Annotated in this window: 22 protein-coding genes, 1 other RNA gene and 1 pseudogene; 3 read left to right on the forward strand and 21 right to left on the reverse strand. The window is 43.9% G+C overall.

Going from position 1 to position 22,756, the window contains the following annotated elements; all coding sequences use genetic code 11:
- Positions 1-4: 4 nt before the first annotated feature.
- The 6 genes from ftsL to rsmI form a co-directional block, all read right to left on the reverse strand.
- The gene (gene ftsL, locus ACU6U9_RS14240; protein ID WP_446735684.1) at positions 5-286 is read right to left on the reverse strand and encodes a cell division protein FtsL; all 282 of its coding nucleotides are present in this window, start codon (positions 284-286) and stop codon (positions 5-7) included.
- Between the two features lie 9 nt (positions 287-295).
- Positions 296-1,222: a 16S rRNA (cytosine(1402)-N(4))-methyltransferase RsmH gene (gene rsmH / locus ACU6U9_RS14245; protein WP_446735685.1), complete on the reverse strand. Its 927-nt coding sequence runs from the start codon at positions 1,220-1,222 to the stop codon at positions 296-298.
- Positions 1,219-1,674 carry a division/cell wall cluster transcriptional repressor MraZ gene (mraZ, locus tag ACU6U9_RS14250; protein WP_446735686.1) on the reverse strand — a complete coding sequence of 152 codons (456 nt, stop codon included), beginning with the start codon at positions 1,672-1,674 and terminating at the stop codon, positions 1,219-1,221. The genes rsmH and mraZ overlap by 4 nt, the downstream gene beginning before the upstream one ends.
- A 298-nt stretch (positions 1,675-1,972) precedes the next feature.
- An RNA gene (gene rnpB / locus ACU6U9_RS14255) (RNase P RNA component class A) lies at positions 1,973-2,347 on the reverse strand.
- A 144-nt stretch (positions 2,348-2,491) separates the two neighbouring features.
- Positions 2,492-3,235 (reverse strand): hypothetical protein, encoded by a 744-nt coding sequence (locus ACU6U9_RS14260; protein WP_446735687.1) that lies wholly within the window; start codon positions 3,233-3,235, stop codon positions 2,492-2,494.
- Positions 3,236-3,334: 99 nt separating this feature from the next.
- Entirely contained in the window at positions 3,335-4,177 is an 843-nt protein-coding gene (gene rsmI / locus ACU6U9_RS14265; protein WP_446735688.1) for a 16S rRNA (cytidine(1402)-2'-O)-methyltransferase, read from the reverse strand.
- A gap of 38 nt (positions 4,178-4,215) precedes the next feature.
- Here rsmI and ACU6U9_RS14270 point away from each other — a divergent pair, with 38 nt between their 5' ends.
- The 3 genes from ACU6U9_RS14270 (at position 4,216) to ACU6U9_RS14280 (ending at position 7,029) form a co-directional block, all read left to right on the forward strand.
- A complete protein-coding gene (locus ACU6U9_RS14270) occupies positions 4,216-6,006 on the forward strand; it encodes a penicillin-binding protein activator (protein WP_446735689.1) in 1,791 nt (596 codons plus the stop codon).
- A complete protein-coding gene (locus ACU6U9_RS14275; RefSeq protein WP_446735690.1) occupies positions 5,981-6,358 on the forward strand; it encodes a YraN family protein in 378 nt (125 codons plus the stop codon). Before ACU6U9_RS14270 ends, ACU6U9_RS14275 begins: the two co-directional genes overlap by 26 nt.
- A 71-nt stretch (positions 6,359-6,429) precedes the next feature.
- Positions 6,430-7,029, forward strand: coding sequence for a phosphoheptose isomerase (locus ACU6U9_RS14280; protein ID WP_446735691.1), 600 nt, complete (start codon positions 6,430-6,432; stop codon positions 7,027-7,029).
- Positions 7,030-7,098: 69 nt separating this feature from the next.
- Here ACU6U9_RS14280 and ACU6U9_RS14285 read toward each other — a convergent pair whose 3' ends face one another.
- The 15 genes and pseudogenes from ACU6U9_RS14285 to ACU6U9_RS14355 all read right to left on the reverse strand — a co-directional run bounded on the left by ACU6U9_RS14285 (position 7,099) and on the right by ACU6U9_RS14355 (position 22,694).
- On the reverse strand, positions 7,099-7,509 hold the full coding sequence (locus ACU6U9_RS14285; protein WP_446735692.1) for a ClpXP protease specificity-enhancing factor: 411 nt from the start codon (positions 7,507-7,509) through the stop codon (positions 7,099-7,101).
- Positions 7,506-8,135: a stringent starvation protein SspA gene (gene sspA / locus ACU6U9_RS14290; RefSeq protein WP_446735693.1), complete on the reverse strand. Its 630-nt coding sequence runs from the start codon at positions 8,133-8,135 to the stop codon at positions 7,506-7,508. Before sspA ends, ACU6U9_RS14285 begins: the two co-directional genes overlap by 4 nt.
- 165 nt (positions 8,136-8,300) lie before the next feature.
- Positions 8,301-9,088 (reverse strand): annotated as a pseudogene (locus ACU6U9_RS14295) (cytochrome c1).
- Positions 9,088-10,308 carry a cytochrome b gene (locus ACU6U9_RS14300; RefSeq protein WP_446735694.1) on the reverse strand — a complete coding sequence of 407 codons (1,221 nt, stop codon included), beginning with the start codon at positions 10,306-10,308 and terminating at the stop codon, positions 9,088-9,090. Before ACU6U9_RS14300 ends, ACU6U9_RS14295 begins: the two are co-directional and overlap by 1 nt.
- The gene (gene petA, locus ACU6U9_RS14305) at positions 10,308-10,904 is read right to left on the reverse strand and encodes a ubiquinol-cytochrome c reductase iron-sulfur subunit (RefSeq protein WP_446735695.1); all 597 of its coding nucleotides are present in this window, start codon (positions 10,902-10,904) and stop codon (positions 10,308-10,310) included. The genes ACU6U9_RS14300 and petA overlap by 1 nt, the downstream gene beginning before the upstream one ends.
- Before the next feature lie 306 nt (positions 10,905-11,210).
- Positions 11,211-11,603: a 30S ribosomal protein S9 gene (rpsI, locus tag ACU6U9_RS14310; protein WP_446735696.1), complete on the reverse strand. Its 393-nt coding sequence runs from the start codon at positions 11,601-11,603 to the stop codon at positions 11,211-11,213.
- Positions 11,604-11,613: 10 nt separating this feature from the next.
- The gene (gene rplM, locus ACU6U9_RS14315) at positions 11,614-12,042 is read right to left on the reverse strand and encodes a 50S ribosomal protein L13 (protein WP_446735697.1); all 429 of its coding nucleotides are present in this window, start codon (positions 12,040-12,042) and stop codon (positions 11,614-11,616) included.
- A 181-nt stretch (positions 12,043-12,223) separates the two neighbouring features.
- A complete protein-coding gene (locus ACU6U9_RS14320; RefSeq protein WP_446735698.1) occupies positions 12,224-12,535 on the reverse strand; it encodes a hypothetical protein in 312 nt (103 codons plus the stop codon).
- A gap of 388 nt (positions 12,536-12,923) precedes the next feature.
- The gene (locus ACU6U9_RS14325; RefSeq protein ID WP_446735699.1) at positions 12,924-14,186 is read right to left on the reverse strand and encodes a saccharopine dehydrogenase family protein; all 1,263 of its coding nucleotides are present in this window, start codon (positions 14,184-14,186) and stop codon (positions 12,924-12,926) included.
- A gap of 17 nt (positions 14,187-14,203) precedes the next feature.
- Positions 14,204-15,349, reverse strand: a complete 1,146-nt coding sequence (locus ACU6U9_RS14330) for a carboxynorspermidine decarboxylase (RefSeq protein WP_446735700.1) — start codon at positions 15,347-15,349, stop codon at positions 14,204-14,206.
- Positions 15,350-15,374: 25 nt separating this feature from the next.
- The gene (locus tag ACU6U9_RS14335) at positions 15,375-16,244 is read right to left on the reverse strand and encodes a sugar phosphate isomerase/epimerase family protein (protein WP_446735701.1); all 870 of its coding nucleotides are present in this window, start codon (positions 16,242-16,244) and stop codon (positions 15,375-15,377) included.
- Positions 16,241-17,536, reverse strand: a complete 1,296-nt coding sequence (locus ACU6U9_RS14340; RefSeq protein ID WP_446735702.1) for a DUF6005 family protein — start codon at positions 17,534-17,536, stop codon at positions 16,241-16,243. Before ACU6U9_RS14340 ends, ACU6U9_RS14335 begins: the two co-directional genes overlap by 4 nt.
- Positions 17,537-17,617: 81 nt before the next feature.
- The gene (locus ACU6U9_RS14345) at positions 17,618-18,868 is read right to left on the reverse strand and encodes an AMP-binding protein (protein ID WP_446735703.1); all 1,251 of its coding nucleotides are present in this window, start codon (positions 18,866-18,868) and stop codon (positions 17,618-17,620) included.
- Between the two features lie 24 nt (positions 18,869-18,892).
- A complete protein-coding gene (locus ACU6U9_RS14350; RefSeq protein ID WP_446735704.1) occupies positions 18,893-20,806 on the reverse strand; it encodes an IucA/IucC family protein in 1,914 nt (637 codons plus the stop codon).
- Positions 20,799-22,694, reverse strand: coding sequence for an IucA/IucC family protein (locus ACU6U9_RS14355; protein WP_446735705.1), 1,896 nt, complete (start codon positions 22,692-22,694; stop codon positions 20,799-20,801). The genes ACU6U9_RS14350 and ACU6U9_RS14355 overlap by 8 nt, the downstream gene beginning before the upstream one ends.
- Between the last annotated feature and the right edge of the window lie 62 nt (positions 22,695-22,756).

The raw sequence follows: 22,756 nt of genomic DNA on the forward strand, positions 1-22,756 counted from the left end.
GCCTTTATTTTTCAAAAAAATCATGGACTTCTATTACCCGAGTATTTAACTTATCGGGAAACTGCATGTTTAATTTTTGCCGTGCAATCACTTCAACTCGACTCGGTGCAGCCAACGTGCTGTACTCAAGCATTAAACGCCCATACTCTTCTTGTAGTTGCGCATACTGCATTCCGAATTTTTGCCATTGATGGGCAAGTTGCCTATTTGCATAGCTGGTGTACACCACTGCAAGCGCGCACACCATCAAAACAACAAACACCCATTTTGCACTTATACTTTTCACTATCCGCTCTTACAGTTGTTTTTCTGCAACACGCATAATCGCGCTGCGCGAACGAATATTAGCGTTCACTTCTTCTTTGCTTGGCTTAATCGCCTTTCCAATATGCTTAAGAATAATTGGGTAATCACTTTCCATGATTGGAATATCTGGCGGCAACTGCGGGCCTTTCTCTTTCGCACGAATGAAACGTTTTACCATGCGATCTTCTAACGAATGAAAACTGATCACAACTAAGCGTCCGCTTTTAGCCAGTAAATCGGTTGCAATATCAAGACCCGTCGTTAGATCACCCAACTCGTCATTTAAGAAGATACGAATTGCCTGAAAACTTTTAGTCGCAGGGTGCCTGCCCTTTTCCCATTTCGGGTGCGCATCTTTAATAACTTGCGCTAGATCCAAGGTACGCTCAAACGGCTCTTCACTGCGACGCATTACAATCGCTTTTGCAAGGCGACGGCTATGGCGCTCTTCACCAAATTGATACAGCACATTCGCGATGTCTTCTTCTTTTGCGCTTGCAACCCACTGAGCAGCGGTTAAACCAGACTCAGTATTCATACGCATATCAAGCGGTCCGTCATTCATAAAACTAAAGCCGCGCTCCGCTTCATCTAACTGTGGGCTGCTGACCCCAAGATCCATTAATATTCCGGCAACAGGGCGACCATCACCATTTTGCTCAAGCCATGTGGTCATATCCGCGAACGAGCCATGGCAAATAGAAAAACGGCTGTCTTCATTGGCCAGTTCATTTGCGGTTGCAATGGCACGCGGGTCTTTATCAATACCAATTAAGCGACCCTGCGCAGACAATTTTTCTAAAATCAGGCGGCTGTGGCCACCACGACCAAAGGTACAGTCTATGTATAAACCATCAACATCTTGAACTAAGGCATCCACAGCTTCGTGCAGTAGCACCGTTATATGTTCACTCATAGGGATAAATTCATTAGCTCTTCTGGCAATTGGGTGTCACCTTTCATTTCTTCAAGGTAACGTTCACGGCGCTCGGCCCAGTGGGCTTCGTCCCACAATTCAAATTTTTTGCCTTGCCCCATCATGACCATCTTTTTTTCAAGGCCTGCGTATTCGCGCAACGGCCCCGGTAGCAGTAGACGGCCATTGGCATCCATATCAATATCGGTGGCATGACCGATAATCAATCGCTGAATACGACGGGCGGCGGGGTTAAAGCTTGGCAGTGCTTCGATTTTAGCTTGGATAGGCTCCCACTCTTTAAGTGGGTAGACGAGTAAACACTTTTCCTCTGTATCAATCGTCACAACTAAGGCGCCATCGTTGCTCTCATGCAACAATTGACGGTAGCGGGCGGGCACGGCCATTCGGCCTTTTGTATCGAGATTGATATTGTGCACGCCACGAAACATAATTTATTTCACCTATTTCCCAGAAAACTCCACATTTACCCACAAAACAACACTTTTGCACACTATAGGAACAGAAGTGGGTTATTGCAAGGTACGATGTCTTGTTTTGAGCATTTAGGCCCATTCAGACCGCCTATTTACAGGGCTTAGAGGAAAGTTGTCTAAAGAATGGTATTGGTAATAACCGGACACATAATTCAGTAGGAAGCTGTTTTTATCATATGAAAATGCAAGTGGTCACAAACACTACTCCGCAGACATAAAAAAACCCGCTGCCAATTTGGCAGCGGGTTTCAATAAAGAGAGATTTGTCTGTAAGCCGGGTTCTGTTACTTGCGAACAAGCTGCAACCATTCATCTAGGCCTTGAATCGCTCCAAGGCTCAAGCGACCTACCCGTTCCCAACGTGGGCCACGTCATAAAGGGAACCTATTTGGTCTTGCTCCGAGTGGGGTTTACCGTGCCACGAACTGTTACCAGTCGCGCGGTGCGCTCTTACCGCACCCTTTCACCCTTACCTGTGAACTCCGAAAAGAACCATCGGCGGTATACTCTCTGCTGCACTGGCCGTAGGCTCGCGCCCCCCAGGCGTTACCTGGCACCCTGCCCTGTGGAGCCCGGACTTTCCTCCCCTGACCAACAAGTGACCAGCGGCGATTGCTCGACTATCTCCGCGGGCAAGGATACGCGTATCTGAATTTTGTTCAAGATTAAAATATGAGACGACTCCTGCCAGAAGGTGTGAGAGTCACCGCCATTACCTAAACACTTGAACAAAGTAATGCATAGATTGTACTAACCTGCACCGCCAACTGCCTTAAAACACCGTACACTTTAACTTTTGCTCGGCTTTTTGACGTTTAACTTTTCTTATTGCTTCAAGCAAAGCTGGCTCATAGTTGTTAGAGTCTTCTCGTACAATTCGACCCATTGTTTGCTGCCCGTAGTACTCTGCCAATGCTTTAGAGGCGACTTCAATCGATAACTCATATGGGGGAGGTTCACGCAGATCACTATCAATTAATAAGTAGGTGATTTTACCAAGCTGAGCTGCGACATTAGTCGAAACTGGTTGCTGATCACGAATGTTTGCCATAATACCGTATTGACCAGCGGGCACACGCCAGCAAATAAAATCATCCAAAGGCAATAGACCACCTATGTACACGACCCTTTCACCAACAAGACCCTTTACCCCAACGCCAGGGGATGCACCACAACAGCGTTTAAAATAGCGATGCACCAACACAATCATCGATTCATTCGGCGCAACGGAAAACAAATCCGTGTTTTTGGCTTGCGCTCTTGCCTCTGCCTCACTAACCTCATTGCCATAACCAATCCACATTGCGCAGCCTGACATGACAAACACGCACAATAACATCATCAGCTTAAAGATCAGTTGGCTTATACAGCTAAGTGGTCTAATTGGGTTATTTATGTGGAGCTTTGCCGCACTATTTTCACCAATGCTTTTCAGCGGTGAGCCTAACTGGCGAACATGGTTTTTATTCATTACATTTATATCAATGCCGATTACCATCATTGCCGCATCCGCCATGTTATGGGTTAGCTATAAGCGCAACGCAAAAAAATGGTGGCAAGTAGCTGCATTTTGGTTGCTCGCAGCGCCCTGGCCATTAATTCTTTTCCAGTAAACTTAGTCGTCTTTACGCTCCAACGCCAACTGATACAATTGATTCTTTTTAAAGCCTGTATGAGTAGAGACAATGGCAGCGGCCTTTTTCAAAGGCAACTCCTGCGCAATCAATAACGTTAAATCTAATGCTTCTTGTGAGACCTCAAGCCTTTTATTGGCAAGCACACCTCGAACCATCATTACGAATTCACCACGCTGCTGATTGGAGTCCGCCTCCATAATCGCTTTCACTTCTTGTGCCGTGCCACGTAAAAATGTCTCAAACGTTTTGGTTAACTCACGCGCCAATACGATTTCTTTTTCTGGCCCTAATTCAGCGATCAGGTCATCCACTGCATGCATAATTCGATGCGGCGATTCATACACCACCACCGTGCGCTCTTCATGTTTGATACCAGAAAAATACGCTTTACGCCCCGTGGTTTTAGCGGGCAAAAACCCATCAAAGATAAATCGATCTGTCGGCAATGCCGCTGCACACAATGCCGTAATCACAGCACACGGGCCGGGTATTGGCACAACCTTAAAGCCAGCCTTGGCTACTTGCTCAGCCACATGATATCCGGGGTCTGCAATTAAGGGCGTACCTGCGTCACTCACAATGGCTACATTTTGACCAGCTTGGAGTTTTTCTATGATTTGCAAAGCGGCTTGTGCCTCATTGTGATCATGAGTGGCCATTAATGGCTTTTGAATACCAAGGTGATTTAACAGCTTTTTTGTGTGACGCGTGTCTTCAGCAGCAATAATATCGACTGCTTCAAGCACTTGTTGTGCTCGAAGTGTGATATCAGCCAAATTTCCTATGGGAGTTGCCACCACATAGAGCTGATTTTCTGCCATAATGCCCGCCTTCATCTTATGTTTGAAACTATGTAATTATGTTGAATATTCGCTACGCTTTTCTCATCATGCTGATTGCTCTTTTGGCGGCTTGCTCTTCAACCCCAAAACAATCACCAAACACCACGTTAAACTTATCTAGCGACAGCGCATTATCATCTATCGAGCAGCTAATCGCTAACCATAGATACATTGATGCTGAAGATGCGCTCAAAAAAATAGATATTTATAGCCTAGGTGAACTGGAACAAATTCAATTTTACTGGCTTAGCGCAAATCTAGCCGTACAACTTGGCCGAGGGGATGCCGCCATCTCTGCACTTAATGCGGTCGCACCTGGCTCTTTTACAAAATTAACTGGCATTGACCCTCACAGCCCTAGTTTTTTACGCGCAGCAGCACTGCACTTAAAAGGCGAGTTCATTGCGAGCGCACGCGAGCGCATGTTTTTAGCCGGTGTGTTATCAGGAGATCAATACGATCTGAACCACCAAGCCATTTGGCATAGCTTACTGCAAGCGCAAGAATTTGACCTCGAAGCGTTTAGCCGCAAAACAAGCACTCGTATTTTTAAAGGTTGGTTAGAATTAGCTTTAATCATCAAGCGCAATGAAGTGGATCTTGATCGCCAACTCAGCACACTGCGTCTATGGCAGGCAAAATACGACGGACACCCAGCTGCAAAAGCACTGCCTGGCGGCTTAGATCAATTAGAAGAATATATTGAAAACAAAGCCAACTACATCGCACTCATGGTGCCATTGTCCGGCAAGCTTGCTGTCACAGGCAAAGCGGTACGCGATGGATTATTTGCCGCTTACTACCAAGCAAAGGCATTAGGCGCTCAAGTTCCTGAAATTCGGGTTTACGATACCGCCAGCACACCGGACTTCTGGAGCCTATACAAACAAGCAATACTTGATGGCAATGAATTGGTAATTGGCCCACTAGAAAAACACGCTGTAGAGCGCCTACAACAAGAAAGCCGCCTTCCTGTCCCTACGCTTGCGCTTAACTATGGCAATCGTGATGCCGCTGAAAACCCAAGTTCGCTGTATCAATACGGCTTAGCCGTTGAAGATGAAGCCCAACTGGCGGCTTATTATGCTCGCCAACAGGGCTATAAAAGTGCAGTGGCACTTATGCCAAAAGGCCCTTGGGGCGAGCGTGTATTTAAACGCTTTAGCGATACTTGGCAAGCACAAGGCGGCAAGCTAATTGAAGCTCAATTTTTTACGGGTAATCGTGACTACAACAAAGTTATCAGCCGCTTATTTGCCGTGGATGACAGCGAAAGCCGAGCCAGTAGCATTCGTAAACAGCTGGGCACTCGAATGGAGTTTCAAGCTCGTCGTCGCCAAGATGTCGACTTTATTTTTGTCGCAGCCCTGCCCCATCAAGCTCGTCAAATTAAACCAACACTCGCATTTAACTTTGCACGTAATATTCCGATGGTTGCCACGTCTCAAATTTATTCAGGCATCCCTTCACGCTCAAAAGATCGCGACCTAAATAATGTGGTATTTTGTGATATACCTTGGATACTAGAACAAGGCCCGCTGCGCAAAGAAGTGCAAACACTTTGGCCGCAAGCAAAAGGCAGTCTTGACCGTCTCTATGCATTGGGCGTTGACGCCTTTAGACTCTACCCAAGACTTGGCCAAATTAAAGTACTCAAACACAGTCGCGTGCAAGGTGAAACGGGCAACCTAGCAATGGATGAATATGGACAAATCATCCGTACCCTGCCTTTTGCAAAATTTGAAAAAGGCCTCGCGAAAAAAACACAGGGATACGTGGAAAATGTGGAGACCCAGTCAGGTATTTAGTAAACGAGAAACAGGAGATGCCTATGAAAAAATGGCAAAGCATCACCTGCAAAAACAAGGATTGAAATTTATCGCTCAAAATGTGAACTTTAAAGGCGGTGAAATAGACTTAATTATGGAAGATGGCGCGCAACTGGTTTTCATTGAAGTGCGCTTTAGACAAAACAAACAATTTGGCGGTGCCGCCGCCAGCGTTGCGTACAAAAAACAGCAACGCATTATTTTAGCGGCACAACTGTATTTACAAAAACATTTTGGCAATCGTCCACCAAGCTGTCGCTTTGATGTGGTTGCCTTTGATGGCAAAAAAGGCGACAGTCAACTTACTTGGCTAAAGAACGCCTTTGCCTAAACCCACACAGGCCAGCCTAAATTATTAGAACTTAGACTGGGTATGCTTGCAAAAAAATAAGAGACGTTTTTATGCATTTTCAAGAACGGATAAACCAACACTTCCAAGCCAGCATTGAAACCAAGCAGCAGGCAGCAGAGGTACTTGCCCCATCTATTGAATTGGCCAGCGACAGCATGGTTGGTGCACTGCTGAGCGGTGGCAAAATATTAACGTGTGGCAATGGCGGCAGTGCCGGTGATGCTCAGCATTTTTCATCTGAGTTGCTTAACCGCTTCGAACGCGAGCGCCCAAGCTTACCGGCCATCGCACTGACCACTGACAGCTCAACCATCACATCTATTGCGAACGACTATAGCTACAACGAAATTTTTTCAAAACAAATTAGAGCACTGGGTAATGCCGGAGATGTATTGCTGGCTATTTCAACCAGCGGTAACAGCGCAAACGTGGTTCAAGCAATACAAGCGGCTCATGATAGAGAAATGCGCGTAGTTGCTCTTACAGGTCGCGACGGTGGTGATATGACATCTCTGCTTTTGCCTGATGATGTTGAGATTCGCGTGCCATCTATGGTCACCGCGCGTATTCAGGAAGTACATTTGCTCGCTATACACTGCTTATGCGATTTAATTGATTGGCAATTATTTGGCCCAATGGAAGAACATTAAGCACAAGTTACAGGTACAAAAAAAGCAGCCTAGGCTGCTTTTTTTGTACTTGGTACTACCCGAAATAAATTACTTTACGACGGTTAACGAAGGGCGACCGCTAGGTTTAGCTTGCGGCTTTGCTTCTTCTTTCTTTTTAACGGGTTGCGGATCATTAGGATCCGGTGCTCCCGCTTCATTACCAAATACCATCCCCTCGCCTGTCTCTTTCGCATAAATAGCCAAAACAGCGACAATAGGCACATAAACGTTTTGCGACACACCAGCAAAGCGAGCATTAAAGCTCACCGCTTCATTGTTAATCATCAAATCCTGAACGGCGCCAGGGCTGATGTTCAACACGATCTGCCCATCATTGACGTACTCCTGAGGAACTTGCACTCCTAGAATATTGGCATCAACCAAAACATAAGGAGTAGATTCGTTATCTAAAACCCACTCGAATAATGCTCGCATCAAATAAGGACGGCTCGGTGTCATTCACGCATTTCCTGTTCAGCTTCAGATAAACTTGCCTGGAAGGATTCACGCTCAAATAAGCGCTCCATATAAACATGAATATCTTTTGTTTGTTTCTCAGGTAAATCAATACCCAAAACCGGCAAACGCCAAAGTAACGGAGCCGTACAGCAATCAACAATGCTGTACTCATCACTCATGAAAAATGGCTTCTCAGCAAACAATGGCGACGTGCTTATTAAGCTTTCGCGCAATTCTTTACGTGCCTTGGTTACTGCTGCATCATCTTTATTCGCAAGAATAATATCAGCCAAGGTGCACCAGTCACGCTGAATGCGGTACAACCACAAACGGCTTTCGGCACGAGCTACTGGATAAACAGGCAACAATGGTGGATGCGGGAAACGCTCATCCAAATATTCCATCATGATGCTTGGTTCGTATAACACCAAATCACGGTCTACCAAGGTTGGTACACTGTTGTACGGATTCAAAGACGCTAGATCTTCAGGTGGATTCATTGGATCCACGTCGTGAATTTCTACCGCCACACCTTTTTCCGCCAATACAATACGGACACGGTGGCAATAGTGGTCATTACCATCAGAAAAGAAGGTCATGGAAGAGCGCTTAGCGACTACACCCATATAGGTTTTCCTCACCTTAAAAACAAAAAAATCGGCGTCTGATTATATACCAGACGCCGAGTTTTAGGGGATTTATATTCAATGTTTGTATATGAATCCCAATATTCACCCTAAAAGCAGTTTTTAAGGCCCCTTAATAAAATTAAGAAGCCTCAACTTGCTATATTAGTGAATGCCTCGCCAGAATTCACGATTCAGGTAATACACTGGCACAAACAAAATAGCCAAGAATAATAGAACCCAAAAACCGATACGCTTACGATCTAATGCCATTGGCTCAGCCATGTACACAAGGAAGTTAGTAATGTCAGCAACTACCTTATCGTATTCAGCTGCATCCAACTGACCCTTATCTTCCAAGTACAGAACTTCGATAGGGTGACCATCATGATCTTCACGAGCACAAGAATCTTCTTTTAGCTCACGACCCGTCAATGGATCAAAACCAATCACAACTGGCGCACAACACCTTTTACCTGCTTACCTTGAAGGTCAGCAAGTACATGAGGCATACCAACGTCTTTAAATACGGTGTTATTTACGCCATAAGGACGAGACTCATCTGAGTAGAAGCTACGCAGATAGGTGTACAACCAATCTGCACCACGTACACGAGCAACCAAGGTCAAATCAGGAGGCGTCGCACCGAACCATTTTTTGGAATCTTCAGGACGCATAGCGATTTCCATTAGATTACCAATTTTAGCCTCAGCGAATACTAAGTTATCCATCATCACATCATCAGGAATACCTAGGTCACGCGCGACACGATTGTAGCGAGCAAACTTAGTACTGTGACAACCCATGCAATAGTTAGCGAAATATTTCGCACCACGTTGCAAAGACGCGTTGTCTTCTAAATCAACCTTCATGTCATCTAGGTGAACATTGCCACCAGCAGCCAGCACAAAACTTGGCAAAAGGGCAAAAATAACTGCAATTAACGATTTCATTAGCCTGTCACCCTCTCTGGTACTGGTTTGGTTTTTTCCTTAGCTGAGATAAACGGCAAAGTAATGAACCATGCAAAATAGATGATTGTTGAAATCAGACCCAGTGTTGCATAAATACCCGTCGCAGGCTGTGTACCTAACCATGTCAACAAGATGAAGAACAAACCAAATAGAACTAAATTAATACGGCTAATCCAGCCCTTATAGCGCCATGATTTAACAGGGCTTCGATCCAACCAAGGCAATACAAACAATACAGCAATCGCAGCGCCCATTAAGATGACACCACCTAGCTTATCGGGCACGACACGTAGAATTGTGTAGAAGGCACCGAAATACCATACAGGTGCAATGTGCTCTGGGGTTTTAAGTCCGTTTGCTTGCTCAAAGTTAGCATGCTCAAGGAAGTAACCATTACCTTCTGGCCAGAAGAAAATCACAAAACAGAATACAAATAGGAACACCACAATACCTACAAGGTCATGCACTGTGTAATAAGGGTGAAAAGGAATACCGTCTAATGGACGACCTTCTTCATCTTTGTATTTTTTAATATCAACGCCATCAGGGTTGTTAGAGCCTACTTCATGTAGCGCAAGGATGTGCATGAATACCAATGCAACAATCACAAGCGGCAACGCAATAACGTGTAATGCAAAGAAGCGGTTAAGTGTTATACCGGAGATTAAGAAATCACCTTTAATCCACGTTACCAAGTCATCGCCGACAACAGGGATTGCACTGAATAAAGAAATGATTACCTGGGCACCCCAATAAGACATTTGGCCCCAAGGTAGTACATAACCCATAAAGGCTTCAGCCATTAGCATCAAATAAATCGCCATACCAAACACCCAGATCAATTCACGAGGCTTCTGATAAGAGCCGTAAATTAAACCGCGGAACATATGCATGTATATCGCAATAAAAAAGAAAGACGCGCCGGTAGAATGCATATAGCGAATCAACCAACCGAACTCTACATCACGCATGATGTACTCAACCGAAGCAAACGCTTGCTCAGCCGATGGCGTAAAAGACATGGTCAACCAAACACCTGTTAGGATCTGGTTTGCCAGCATCAAGAAAGAAAATACACCAAAGAAATACCAAAAATTCAGGTTCTTAGGTGCATAGTACTTTGACATATGCTTTTCAAAGGTGGCCGTCACCGGTAAACGGTGATCAATCCAACCCATAAATGCGGATAGCTTACTCATTATGAATTCCCCTCATCCACACCAATGACAATCGTATTCTCATCCAAATAAGAATAAGGTGGCACTTTTAAGTTTTTACCTGCTGGAGAGCCTTTAAACACACGACCAGCCAAGTCAAAGCGCGAACCATGACAAGGACAGAAGAAACCGCCAACCCAATTCTCTTGGAATGGCTGAGGCACAACTTCAGGAATATACTTAGGCGCACAACCAAGGTGTGTACACACACCTTCAATTACGGCAATCTCTGGCTTACGAGAACGCTGAGTGTTCTTCGCATAAGCAGGCTGCTGGCCTTCATCGGTGTTTTCTGGATCTTTTAGTTCTTCACTAATAGTATCCAACAAACCAACGGATTCGTCAGTACGACGGTATAAGTAAACTGGCTTACCGCGCCACTCCACAACCACCATGGCACCAGGTTCAATTTTACCTACATCTGCTTTAGCAGGTGCACCGGCAGCTTTCGCCTTTTCACTTGGATTCCAAGATTTAACAAAAGGCACAGCTACGCCAACAGCACCAATACCACCACCCACCGCGGTTGTTGCGATGAGGAAGCGGCGTCGGCCTGTATTTACGCCATCATTACTCATTCTGGCATTCTCCCATCAACTTTTTTTAAAATTCTGTGCAGCCCAAACTCTTTGAATAACATACTCTGCTGAAACAACCAGCATATAATTCAGAGAGTCTCTGCATTTTACCCAACAATCCTTAACTAAAGCACAAACACAAGGACTGGGGGAAAAAACGGCACAAATAGTAATGAAATGTCCCGCCCCTTACAAGGAGCCAAATCAATTTCATGCGGGTTTTATTAACATAACCCTTTGTTTTAGATAAAAAAAAACGCCCAGACAAAAATCTGAGCGTTTTTCGACAATCCTTGCCAAACGCGATTAACGTTTAGAGAATTGAGGTTTCTTACGAGCTTTGCGAAGACCAACTTTCTTACGCTCAACTTCACGGCTATCACGAGTTACATAACCCGCTGCACGTAGAGAAGGACGTAACGTCTCATCAAATTCCATAAGAGCACGTGTAATACCGTGACGAATCGCACCGGCTTGGCCAGATGCACCACCACCTTTAACAGTGATGTATAAGTCAAACTTCTCAGTATTTTCCGTTAACACTAGCGGCTGACGTACGACCATGCGTGAAGTTTCACGACCGAAGTATTCGTCAACAGGACGCTTGTTGATAACGATTTGGCCAGTACCAGGACGCAAGAAAACGCGTGCGCTGGAAGATTTACGACGGCCAGTGCCATAATATTGTGTTGCAGCCATGATAATCCCCTTAAACCTTCAATTCTTTTGGTTGTTGTGCAGCATGCGGATGCTCAGCACCTGCATACACTTTCAGTTTTGTGAACATTGCACGACCAAGAGGGTTCTTAGGAAGCATGCCTTTAACGGCTAGCTCAACAACACGACCAGGCTTACGCGCTTGTAGGTCAGTGAAGTTAATTTCACGCAAACCACCAGGATAACCAGTATGACGGTAATACATCTTGTCCTGAGCTTTCGCACCAGTTACCGCTACTTTGTCCGCGTTAATCACAACGATATAATCGCCAGTATCAACGTGAGGAGTATATTCAGGCTTATGCTTGCCACGTAAACGAGCAGCGATTTCAGTCGCCAAACGGCCTAGAGTTGCGCCTTCAGCGTCAACAATTAACCACTCGCGTTTTACAGTTTCAGGTTTTGCAGTATATGTTTTCATAATCTTTTCTATTTCGCCTAATCAGTATGTTACCTACTCGGACCGAACTAAATCGGCTGGTAACACCGTTTTAGGGCTTCGTCTTGGGGAAACGATGGCGGCGGATTATACGAGATAGCGAAAGGGATTACACCTTTTTTTTGATCTTTATAACAATAAGCGTTAAATACTCTGTAAAAGCCTAATAACGCTCGCCTTCACGAAAGTGCACAAGACCATAAATTAAAGCTAACAAAGCAACCACAGCATTAAGCAACACAATCAAAACCATGCTGTTTTGCTGTTCTGGGTTCGCTTGAAATCCCAACATACTGCCTGCGAAAAAAGCCAACGCCGATGATACAAACGCCACAAGCAACATGGATATTAGGTAATAGCCGCGACCATCATCTAATTTTAATTGAAATTGTTCTATTTTTTGAGCAAAAAAACGATACGCAATGACACACAATACCGCAGTAAACACCATTGAACCAAAGAAGAAGAAAACCATGACATGCCCTCCTGTATTTTCCTTCATAAGCGTAATACAGAAATGACAGTGCTCAAGGCCGATAGAGCCCATCTTTCAACTATTTATCTGCCGTGCCGTAAAATGGGAAGGACGAGGCAGCACGCAAGACTACTAACCTCCCGATTACACACACGCTCTTGGACTATATGCATGACGAGATCAATTAACTCTCCTTCTCTGGCCTGACGTTTCAACTCTGCTTTGCTCAATCAAGTCAATCTGTCACCTTATTATGATCGAAATGATAGTAGTGGAGGCCAGTTTAGTGACAACCCACCCTTACACTGAAGCAAAAATAGGCGATATTACTACTGCGTTTCAACCATCGAGCTCTATGAGCTCAGTGGTCACATCAAAAACAATCAGATTAAGCGTATAACACTCTGCTGGCAGGGCTGCCTTTGTCTGCGCTTAGGTTGCAAACCTCGGTGGAAATTCCCATTTCGGCCAAGCGCTCAAAGAACGGAATCGGATCCAACTCTTCTACATTGGCCATGGCTTTAACATCCCATTCACCACTTGCAATCAACTTGGCAGCGGCAACCGGAGGCACACCTGCCGTGAAAGCGATGGCTTGGGAATCAATATCGGCATAAGTCACTTCATGATCACAGATATTATAGACAAGCAGTTCTTTGTCTTGGCCATCACGCTTACCTTTAATCAATGTACCAATACAGGTTTTCCCCTTGTATCTGGAAGCCAGACTAGCAGGATCAGGCAGACAGGCTTTCAACGTATGCAGAGGTACGACTTCCTGGCCATTATTGGTTGTCACCGTTTCGTGATTCAATAAACCCACTTTTTCGAAGACTTCTAAGCACTTCAGGTAGTGATCACCGAATCCCATCCAGAAGCGCACGGATTTTACCCCAGGAATGTTCTTGGATAACGAATGCACTTCGTCGTGCCCCATCAAGTACAGCTTGTGCTCACCGACTTCTGGGAAATTGTATTTCATCGAACGGCTATGGTGTGGATAGGTACGCCATTGGCCATCTTCTAAGCAACCTGCATCTTCAATGATTTCACGCAGATTAATTTCAGGGTCAAAATTGGTTGAGAAGTAGTGACCATGATCACCATCGTTCACATCCATAATATCGATGCTCTCGATGGAATCAAATTCGTGCCTTTGTGCATACGCGCAATAAGCATTCACGACACCAGGATCAAAACCGCTGCCTAAAATAGCCGTCACACCTTTCTCTTTGCAAAGCTCACGCTTTTTCCATTCGTAATTGGCATACCATGGGTAAGGTGCATTCATCACACTGTAATCTTCATGAACCGCCGTATCGATATAAGCGGCACCGGTTTCTAAACAAGCATCCAGAATATTCATGTTTACAAATACGGTACAGACATTAATAACGATGTGGGTATCAGTTGATCGAATCAAAGTAACCAAGTCATCGGTATCGCAGGCATTCACTTCACGACTATAGAACTGAAAGCCTTCTACCGTTTGATAATTTTTTTTATTGACGGAATCGACAATGGCATCACATTTAGCAACATTCTTAGAAGCCAAACAAACCGATGCAAATACATCACTACTTTGTGCACATTTGTGAGCAACCACTGCGCCTACTGCGCCTGCACCGATAATGAGTACGTTCTTTTTCATAACTTATTCCCCAAAAGTTAAGACAAAAAGTCTCGGAAATCTTCGTATTCAAACTCGCGAATGACGCGGGTTTCGCCATGAATATTTTTATGACAAATGGCGGGCATTTTGATGCCGTTAAAGAAGTTTTTCTTCACCATCGAATAACTAGCCACATCCATGAATCTCAACTCATCCCCTATTTCAACTTCGCGGTTGAAAACATAGGTTCCGAATACGTCACCCGCCAAACAGGTACGACCACAGACACGGTAAACGGGCTTACCCTGTTGTAATGCTTCTTCTATATTTTCTTCAGCGATTTCTTCAGCGCCTTCTAATGCAGGCGCAAACTGGTAAACCAATACATCCAGCAAATGAGTTTCAACACCGGCATCGACGATCAGCGTCGGCAATTGGTTTTCTACTTTATCCAAGACTTTGACTACCAGAGAAGTCGATTGAGTGACCGATGCTTCACCTGGCTCCAGATAGACTTGTAGGTCATAGGTTTTCGCTAATAACTTCAGACGCTCACATAATGCATCCAGCGCATAACCATCACTGGTAAACGCAACGCCACCCCCTAAGCTCAGCCAGCTAAGATTTGGCAAAATCGTAGCGAAGCGACGTTCGATATCATCTAGTTGTTGACTGAGACTTATGAAATCATCGTTTTCACAATTCATGTGAAACATAGCGCCATCGATTACATCGGTGATATTGTCCGGTAATAAATCGTGACGTACGCCCAAGCGGGAATATTTTGCAACCGTATCGCTTAAACCGTATTCGGAATGGCCGACCTCTGGGTTCATACGCAGCCCAATCGAGCGGCCTTTTTCTTTTACCTGCGCGTTGTATTGCTCTAATTGATTCAACGAATTAAAAATAACTTTGTCGCAATACTCGACAAGTTCTGGGATTTCATCTTCGCTATAAGCCACACTGTAACCGTGGGTTTCGCCACCAAACTTCTCATACCCCAAACGTGCTTCATATAAACTACTGCTGGTCGTGCCAACCATATACTGCTTCATAAAATCAAACGCGCACCAGCTGGAAAAACATTTCAATGCGAGGACACTTTTAGCACCGCTAAACTCACGTACATAAGCGATACGTTCCATCGCCTTTAACATACGTGTTTCATCGATTAAATAATAAGGTGTGCTAACTTTCATATTGGTCACTTAAACTCTCTTATTATTAAACTAAATCAACCGATGCTGGCTTTAACTGTTTAAGAAATTGAGCTTCCAGATTGGCAAGCTCTTGACGATCGTTATCTAGGGTTGTGAATACATCTGGGCCAAACCACTCCAACGAGGTATCCATGCTTTGCCATGGCACACTGGATTCTTTCATCAAATAACCTAAGAACTGTTTGAAATCGTATTCACCGTTGAATATTGACGTCATACCCTCACGGCTGCCCGCTGGCGCATAAACATTACCTGGATTGAAAACATCAAGAAGATTACGCTGAGTGATGTTTTTAAAATGCATATGCTCGATTAAAGGCGCGAGCTGATCCAGTGCAAATATCGGATCACTGCCCATCTCCCAAACATGAATCACATCAAAATTAATACGCAATGCCGGATGATTCACTTCTTCAATTAACTGAAGAGTCGATGCCAATGTATCCGCTAACGTATTGGGATGTGTTTCAACAATAAGATAAACCCCATAGTCCGCTGCTATTTTGCAATATTCACGTAAGCGCTTAGTGCAGGCCGCGCGTTCTGCCACATCCATTCCTGCACTGGGTTTGTTGCCAGAAAACGTACGCAGTTTTTTAGCCCCCCAAGAACGCGTAATAGTACACAGCGATTTAGCGCTTTCTAACGCAACATCTAAATCACCATCCAATGGTAAGTAATCACTGACCATGGATACTGACAAACCTTTCTCGACCAAGCACTCCGGTGTAAAATCTGAAGACTGGCGAAGGTTTTTCGCATGCACGCCCCACAGTTCAATCGCGTCAAACTGATGCGCTTTAGCCCAATTAGCAATGCGCTCCAGTGATATCAATTGATGACGGAAAGAAATGGTACAAACGGAATATTTCACGGGTGAGCCCCTTCTAATTGTTGAGTATCAGTCGGATTGAGCATGGCCACTGCCCAACTATTTTTCACTTCAATTAAACGTTGTTTAAGTTTGAATTCTCTTTCGTCTTGCTGATCCAATAATTGGAATAATTTTTCAGCAAAGGCTTCGTTCTTTGTCACTGATAATTTCATGGCATTAAATTGAATCAGTTTGTAAGTTTTTGCTAAGTCATCAATCACATCACACCAATCGTCAAACTCTGCTTCTGGAAGCCCAAGCTCACGCCAGAAAAACGCAAAGCCGTGCTCATAGGCGTATTTACGTGGTGACATAACGGGTATTTCTTCGACCGCTTTAATTAAATTTTCCAGAGGTAACGGCTCTCCGTTTTTATCTTTACCTTTAACATGAGCGCTGATAATTGAACGGATCATATCCGTGACGGGATTCGCATCTCGCACGACAGAGGCTTCAAAAAATGCGTTCACTTCTTCAGCGGGCGTTGGGCGAGCACCCTGCTCAGAAAACACATAACCACCCGATACCGTTGGCTGAGATACTGCATTTAAAATACGATCTTTTTTAAACACGCCTTCCCAGCGATAATCTGGGTCATACATAAACCACAGATCAGGATGTTTGGTTGGTCCTAACATAACGTAGTGCGGGAAAGGGTCTTTGCTGAATTCATTTTCACGTTCAGGTAAATGGAACATGTCCAGCATCACCAAAATATGCTGGCCAGACTCACGATTTTGAACCAGAGATTCTAGCGTCTCAAAATTCTTTTCTTTACTGGCTTGTTTGTCATACCAAGACCGAATCGGCATGCCATACAAGCGCTCGTACCAGTTAAAGAAAATGTCGTGATTGATATTTTCGTCGTGATATGTCAATACAAAGCGATCATCAATACAGGCGTTAGCATCGGAAACTGCAAAATACAAAATACGATGATCCAATTGTGGAAAACGCTTTACGACTTCGGCCAAATTACTGGCGACACAGTGGATCTTAACGTCTTCATAAACTTCAAGACCCTTTTCATACGCTGGCAGGTTTTGGCCCTTATACAAAATATTGGCAACCGCACGTACGGTTTCAAAATCCTCGTTCATTAGGGCGCTTTCATCCATCTCCATATCATGTTCCACTTCGAGCAACATCAACATGTGCAGCACCATGGATGAATCTAATGCGAGGTCTTCTAATAAACGGGCGTCACTATGAAACTTATCCATATTTGGCTGAGACATGCTCTCGCTCAATACTTTAAATATGGCTTCAACAATCAGTTCTTTTGTCATCATAATTTTATCAATTTAGTTATTCGTTCTTCTTTCAAAAGACACCAACTATTTTTGTCAGTGCCTATCTATGCCAGCGCCTTTTTATGCAAGCGCCAATGCTTTACGGCTAATCTTTCCGTTAGGTAAGCGATCAATTTTTTCAACTTGAACAATTTGAAGAGGCACTTGATACTTATTCAAATATTGACTGCACCAGCTGCGGATATCTTCGCTAGCGATACCCTGCCCAGCGACAAACTGCAAACACACTTGGTCATTACCAAACGCGTGGCTCTTTTTAAACACCACCGCATCGGTAATATTTGGCATATCCATAACCACTTCTTCTACTTCTGCGGGATAGACATTGAGCCCTGATACATTGATCATTTCATCGATGCGAGAAATAAAATGCAGACGATTATTAGCATCCAGATAGCCTAAATCACGGGTTGATACAGTCGTATTATTTTCTGTAGTCACCACGATTTCTTGTGGCTCGTCTGCCGTCAATCCAGATTTAACCGTCAGGTGCGGTAACGGCACCCCTTGATCATGAATAGACTTAATATCACCACCAAGGGCGATACAACCCACTTCCGAACAGCCATACTGCTGATATAGTTTTTTACATTTATTTGCAGCCTGCTCTAACCAAGTGGCCTGCATCAAAGTGCCCGACGTCATAATTGCGTGAATAGGCTGATCAGTTTTCACCATCATAGTGATCGTGGTAATCAATGCGGGAGATGAATATAGAATGGGGGAAGCAGTTTCCCGCACCTTATTGATTATGTATTTCGGATTAAAGTTAGTAATAATTACGGGTTCAGAACCTCGTTTAATGCTGGCTAGAATTCCGCAGATCAAACCATAAGAATGATTAACCGGACACGCGACAACCGCTGTCATTTCCGCCAAATCGGTGAAATGCTCAATGTAGTTTTGCAATTCGATATCAATGCTCGCCCAGGTGCGATCGATGCATTTTGGCTCACCTGTTGTGCCTGAGCTCATTTGCACCAATACAGGCTCGACATCATTTTCGTGGTCACTTATTTTTTCGATTTTTGATAACAGCTCTTCCATCGAATCGGCCATCACTTGGTAATGACTACCGCTAAGCTTTGCTCGTTTTCGCATGGCTTCTTCTGGGGTACCAGCCGGTAAAGGAAATACAGATATTCCGTGATCACGGGCATAAAGGCATAATGCAATCCACAAAGCAGCATCGCTGATACAAACGGTTATGCGCTTACCATGACAGTTCACTAAAACGTCATGTCGATTGAACTTCTGGTAACACTGCTCAAAATAATTTTTATCAAAGTGTTCATCATTAAGGTAAATCATATTTAGCCTTTCATTAATTCGCTTTTAATTAACTGCTTGGGATTCAATTTGACGCAGCTCTCGTTCTTGAGAGCTCTCTTCAGCGGTCGCTGCTAACGGGTTACTTACGGTGTGCTCGAAATAATCTAAGGTGCCGCCATTTAATATTTTTTTCTTTAGCAACGACTCAACAATAATGTTGGGGTTCCCTGCTCCGACACGATCAATACGCGCAGGATCTGTAATACCTGATTGACGATAGTCATTAAGATGATTGCGTACATGGTTCCAGAATCGTGTTTCTGGATAATCGTGATAACGTTCTAGTAAGAAAGACAAATCGGTCAAATTGAGCACATAAACGGTATCCATAAATAGCTCACGCAACTCATCAATATCCGACATACTGAAACCTTCATCTAATGAAATGGTTTCAAAATATGAATCTGTTTCTGTTAGTTTTGGAAGATGCTCAGGAAATTTTAAATAGTCTTCTACGTATTCCATATCCTCATGAAAATCGCGTAGCACGATGCGATGAGGCCAGCCGTCTTTGTGCGTTAATATCAAATTTTGACAATGGGCTTCAAAGGCGATGCCGTTATGAACCAGCATGTGCCAAATAGGAATTAGCATGACTTCTAATAAACGATTAACCCAAGCATCAATGCCATAACGATCTAACCAATCAGCGATAAAAGGACGATTATCCGATTCAACTACCATGAGTGCGGTAAAGGGAATGGCCTCTTCACCCGGCTGCAATTTATCGACAACACTTTCGCGGAAAATAGCACCAATCAAGCCATCCATTTCTTTGGCTTTTACTTCATCTGCCGGCTTATAAAGCAAACCTGCATATTCACTTAATAGCAGTAGCTTGCCTTCCCGTTGCAAGTATTCATCCTTAGCCACCACTTCTTGTAACCACGTTGAAATAGTCGGAGCCGTACAGACGAAATGATCTTGTAAATTACGATGCGAAGAGGTACTCACCAAATTCAAAGGTATTTTGACGTTCGCTTTTTCAGGGTGACTGATATTCACTAAGGTGCGCAACGATTGGGTTGCCTGATAAAAGTCCCCCGCCTCACCCAAGACAATAATGTCACCACAAGCAATTGCATCGGCTAGCCCAAGATCCTGAATGGCATCTACCTGCCACGGGTGAATGGGGACCAGCGAATAGGCCAACCAATTCTTACCTAACGATTCAAGACGTTTAGTCAGAATATGAAATTGCTCCTCCCCTAATTCCTCATTCCAAAAATCAATGGTCGCACTTGGATAGGCATGATCGACATGTTGCGATTGAATGGCCAACCATTGAAGCTGGAATGTTTTTGCTGCCTCTGGCCCATATTGAATATGGTCCTGCAGTGTGAATCCTGTTCTGGCTTTAAAGCTGGGATGATACAGATGGCCTTCTGTAATAGCCGATTCCAGCTGAGCAAAGTTTAGCTGGCGTCTTGGTTTTTTATGATGCGCTAAATAACGAGTATTCCATCGACATAACGCGATGGTTTGCATCAGTTCGCCCAGCACTCTTATTTTGGTTTCTGAGTCGGTATCTAGGTGACAAATGAGTTCTTCGATACGACATTCATGATACTGACCTTTCTCAAACATCTGGACGGAACCATCCGCTATTCGAATACGCTCAAAAATACGGCGCGCGCCTAAACATCTGAATTCTTTACCTCCCATACTGAAGTAATAAATACTATCGAATACGGCATCAAAGTGATTAAGCTCAGCTAACCATTTAACGGGCGATTCAAATCGGTTTTCAGATTTAAACGCAACAATTTCTTCGTATAGCAGTGCATCTACAAACTGGCGCACGACTCGCTGCTCTTCTTTATCAGCCAGCTCAGGGCTTTCTATATATTGGGCATGTTCAGGACAAAATTGCTCAGCAATCTGCCCTAATATTGTATCCTTATCCAGATTAGCCATAGACTGTACCACGCTCACTTTCGTCATTTTTAATAAGATTTTTCTGCAATTCAGATTTAAATTTAGACTTTGATTTAGAGAACAGGGGATTCACGATTGTCGAATAGACCGTGTGCTCCATGCCTTCCTGTAATTCATCAATGTTATTTACGCGAGCCAAAAGATTGGTTTTGTAATCCAATCGCTCACTGTTCAAGATGTAGCTAATAAAATTCTTACCGACACCCTGCATATTTTTTTGCATTACCAATAAATGCTGGCGACAACGCTCTACCAAAATTTCTTCGTCTACTAAACCATCTGCCCCTAAACGGTAAATCACCGCAAATAATTGATTGACAAATACGTAGTAGGATATGGCTGTAAAAATTTTTTCATCGTCATAAAAAATATTAGTGAGATTTAACTTCCCTCCAACTTCGGCTAGTTCCGATTCGAAGTGTTCTGACAAATAAAAGCCCTGATTATCTCGGTAGTAATAGCAGCTTGGATAACCTGCTGAGACATCCAATAAACTGTTCTGCTGATGAGCCTCTAATGCAATACCGTAGCCATCATAAAGTGACAATATCGACTCAATGGCACAGTGCCAATAACGATCAAACCAATCGAGTGCAACCTGATCAAACGCACGATTTTCTTTAGCGGCTAGATCTAAAATAATAGTATTCAGTAGACTAGACCCGTTTGTACCATCAGCCTTCGGAATTGGGTCTTGTACAAGAGTAAGAATTGAACATATGCCCTGGCCTTTTTCTTGCGCAAATACATTACGACGCAAAACGACTTCAAAGCCGGAATCTAATTGATGATCTTCGGGGTGATTGATGGTGATATACGCAGGGTCATCAACCACTTTAAACTGAGGCTGACTCTCCAGAAAACCGATGTGCTTCAGGTAACTCTCGATTACCATGCCATCTTCCAGCTCACGTCGTTTATTAGTACGTAATGAATTGGTTATTTTCACGGGGATAGAAAGTTTCACCATCCATTCAGAGGTTTCGTTAACGACCGTGCGAACAGAAGAAGTGGCTGTGTATTCAGCCCCTTTCTCTCCTAGATAGCTCAAGCGACCCTCTGCAACCAAATCCTTCACCCATTCTTCCAATAACAAGTTAGGAGCCTGTAATGGGTGAACCGGAACGAGAACATGATCATTAGCCAGTGCTAACGAATTGTAGCGACTGACTTCAGAATATAAAATTTCACTGGTGCTTTGGGCTAATGAAGAGCCTTGTTTAACCAGAGATTTATCAGCAGAAAAATAATGTAACTTAAAGCGACCGCATAATTCAGGGGAATAAACCGCTTGCTGCCAAGGTGTAATACCCTGCTGACTCTTTGGTGTTGGATGCAACCAATGCCCGTACAGAATAGATTGTTCGGAATTAATGAAATCAAGGCTGTTTAATGTTGCATCACCCGCTCGCTGGCTAAGAAAATACGCCATGGTCTGATAGCTGCCCAACAGACGACCTAACAATTCGACTTCATTGATTCTTATTGATTCTGCCAATTCAGTACCAACAGAAAGCGTATTTTGTCGTTGGTAAATCTGCCGAACCAAAGCAATCAACAAGTACATAATATCGGCTGACTGCCAAGGGCTACTATGTTCTTCTGCGTATTTGGTGCACACATACAGCCCATGAAAATGATGACGACCCACTTTCGATTTATAGGCTACATCCATCACAATCCACTGCTGGCTTTCAGGTAAGCGCAGTTCTAAAACCTCACTTCCTTTTAACTCATAAGGAAAATCTGACAACGTTAGAAACTGGCCTTTACCGCTCCAAATTCCGGCGTCAATTTCGCGCAAATAAGCATTAATAAAAGCGTGAAAAGATGCGTACTCAGCAATATCGTTTGCTGCAAATTTCATATGAACCCTAGCTCACCAATTCCATTTGAATCGCAGTATACACACTAAATACGATTGATTCT

It is taken from the genome of Pseudomonas sp. HK3, from assembly GCF_052920985.1.

Coding starts and splice junctions, on each gene's coding strand:
- ACU6U9_RS14330 (WP_446735700.1), bottom strand. CDS start 15,349: ATGAAAGTTAGCACACCTTATTATTTAATCGATGAAACACGTATGTTA.
- ACU6U9_RS14285 (WP_446735692.1), bottom strand. CDS start 7,509: ATGACACCGAGCCGTCCTTATTTGATGCGAGCATTATTCGAGTGGGTT.
- ACU6U9_RS14350 (WP_446735704.1), bottom strand. CDS start 20,806: ATGGCTAATCTGGATAAGGATACAATATTAGGGCAGATTGCTGAGCAA.
- ACU6U9_RS14270 (WP_446735689.1), top strand. CDS start 4,216: ATGTTGAATATTCGCTACGCTTTTCTCATCATGCTGATTGCTCTTTTG.
- ACU6U9_RS14320 (WP_446735698.1), bottom strand. CDS start 12,535: ATGGTTTTCTTCTTCTTTGGTTCAATGGTGTTTACTGCGGTATTGTGT.
- ACU6U9_RS14260 (WP_446735687.1), bottom strand. CDS start 3,235: ATGGCGGATGCGGCAATGATGGTAATCGGCATTGATATAAATGTAATG.
- ACU6U9_RS14325 (WP_446735699.1), bottom strand. CDS start 14,186: ATGAAAAAGAACGTACTCATTATCGGTGCAGGCGCAGTAGGCGCAGTG.
- rplM (WP_446735697.1), bottom strand. CDS start 12,042: ATGAAAACATATACTGCAAAACCTGAAACTGTAAAACGCGAGTGGTTA.
- ACU6U9_RS14275 (WP_446735690.1), top strand. CDS start 5,981: ATGTGGAGACCCAGTCAGGTATTTAGTAAACGAGAAACAGGAGATGCC.
- rsmH (WP_446735685.1), bottom strand. CDS start 1,222: ATGAGTGAACATATAACGGTGCTACTGCACGAAGCTGTGGATGCCTTA.
- rpsI (WP_446735696.1), bottom strand. CDS start 11,603: ATGGCTGCAACACAATATTATGGCACTGGCCGTCGTAAATCTTCCAGC.
- sspA (WP_446735693.1), bottom strand. CDS start 8,135: ATGGGTGTAGTCGCTAAGCGCTCTTCCATGACCTTCTTTTCTGATGGT.
- ACU6U9_RS14345 (WP_446735703.1), bottom strand. CDS start 18,868: ATGATTTACCTTAATGATGAACACTTTGATAAAAATTATTTTGAGCAG.
- ACU6U9_RS14300 (WP_446735694.1), bottom strand. CDS start 10,308: ATGAGTAAGCTATCCGCATTTATGGGTTGGATTGATCACCGTTTACCG.
- ACU6U9_RS14340 (WP_446735702.1), bottom strand. CDS start 17,536: ATGATGACAAAAGAACTGATTGTTGAAGCCATATTTAAAGTATTGAGC.
- rsmI (WP_446735688.1), bottom strand. CDS start 4,177: ATGGCAGAAAATCAGCTCTATGTGGTGGCAACTCCCATAGGAAATTTG.
- ACU6U9_RS14280 (WP_446735691.1), top strand. CDS start 6,430: ATGCATTTTCAAGAACGGATAAACCAACACTTCCAAGCCAGCATTGAA.
- ACU6U9_RS14355 (WP_446735705.1), bottom strand. CDS start 22,694: ATGAAATTTGCAGCAAACGATATTGCTGAGTACGCATCTTTTCACGCT.
- petA (WP_446735695.1), bottom strand. CDS start 10,904: ATGAGTAATGATGGCGTAAATACAGGCCGACGCCGCTTCCTCATCGCA.
- mraZ (WP_446735686.1), bottom strand. CDS start 1,674: ATGTTTCGTGGCGTGCACAATATCAATCTCGATACAAAAGGCCGAATG.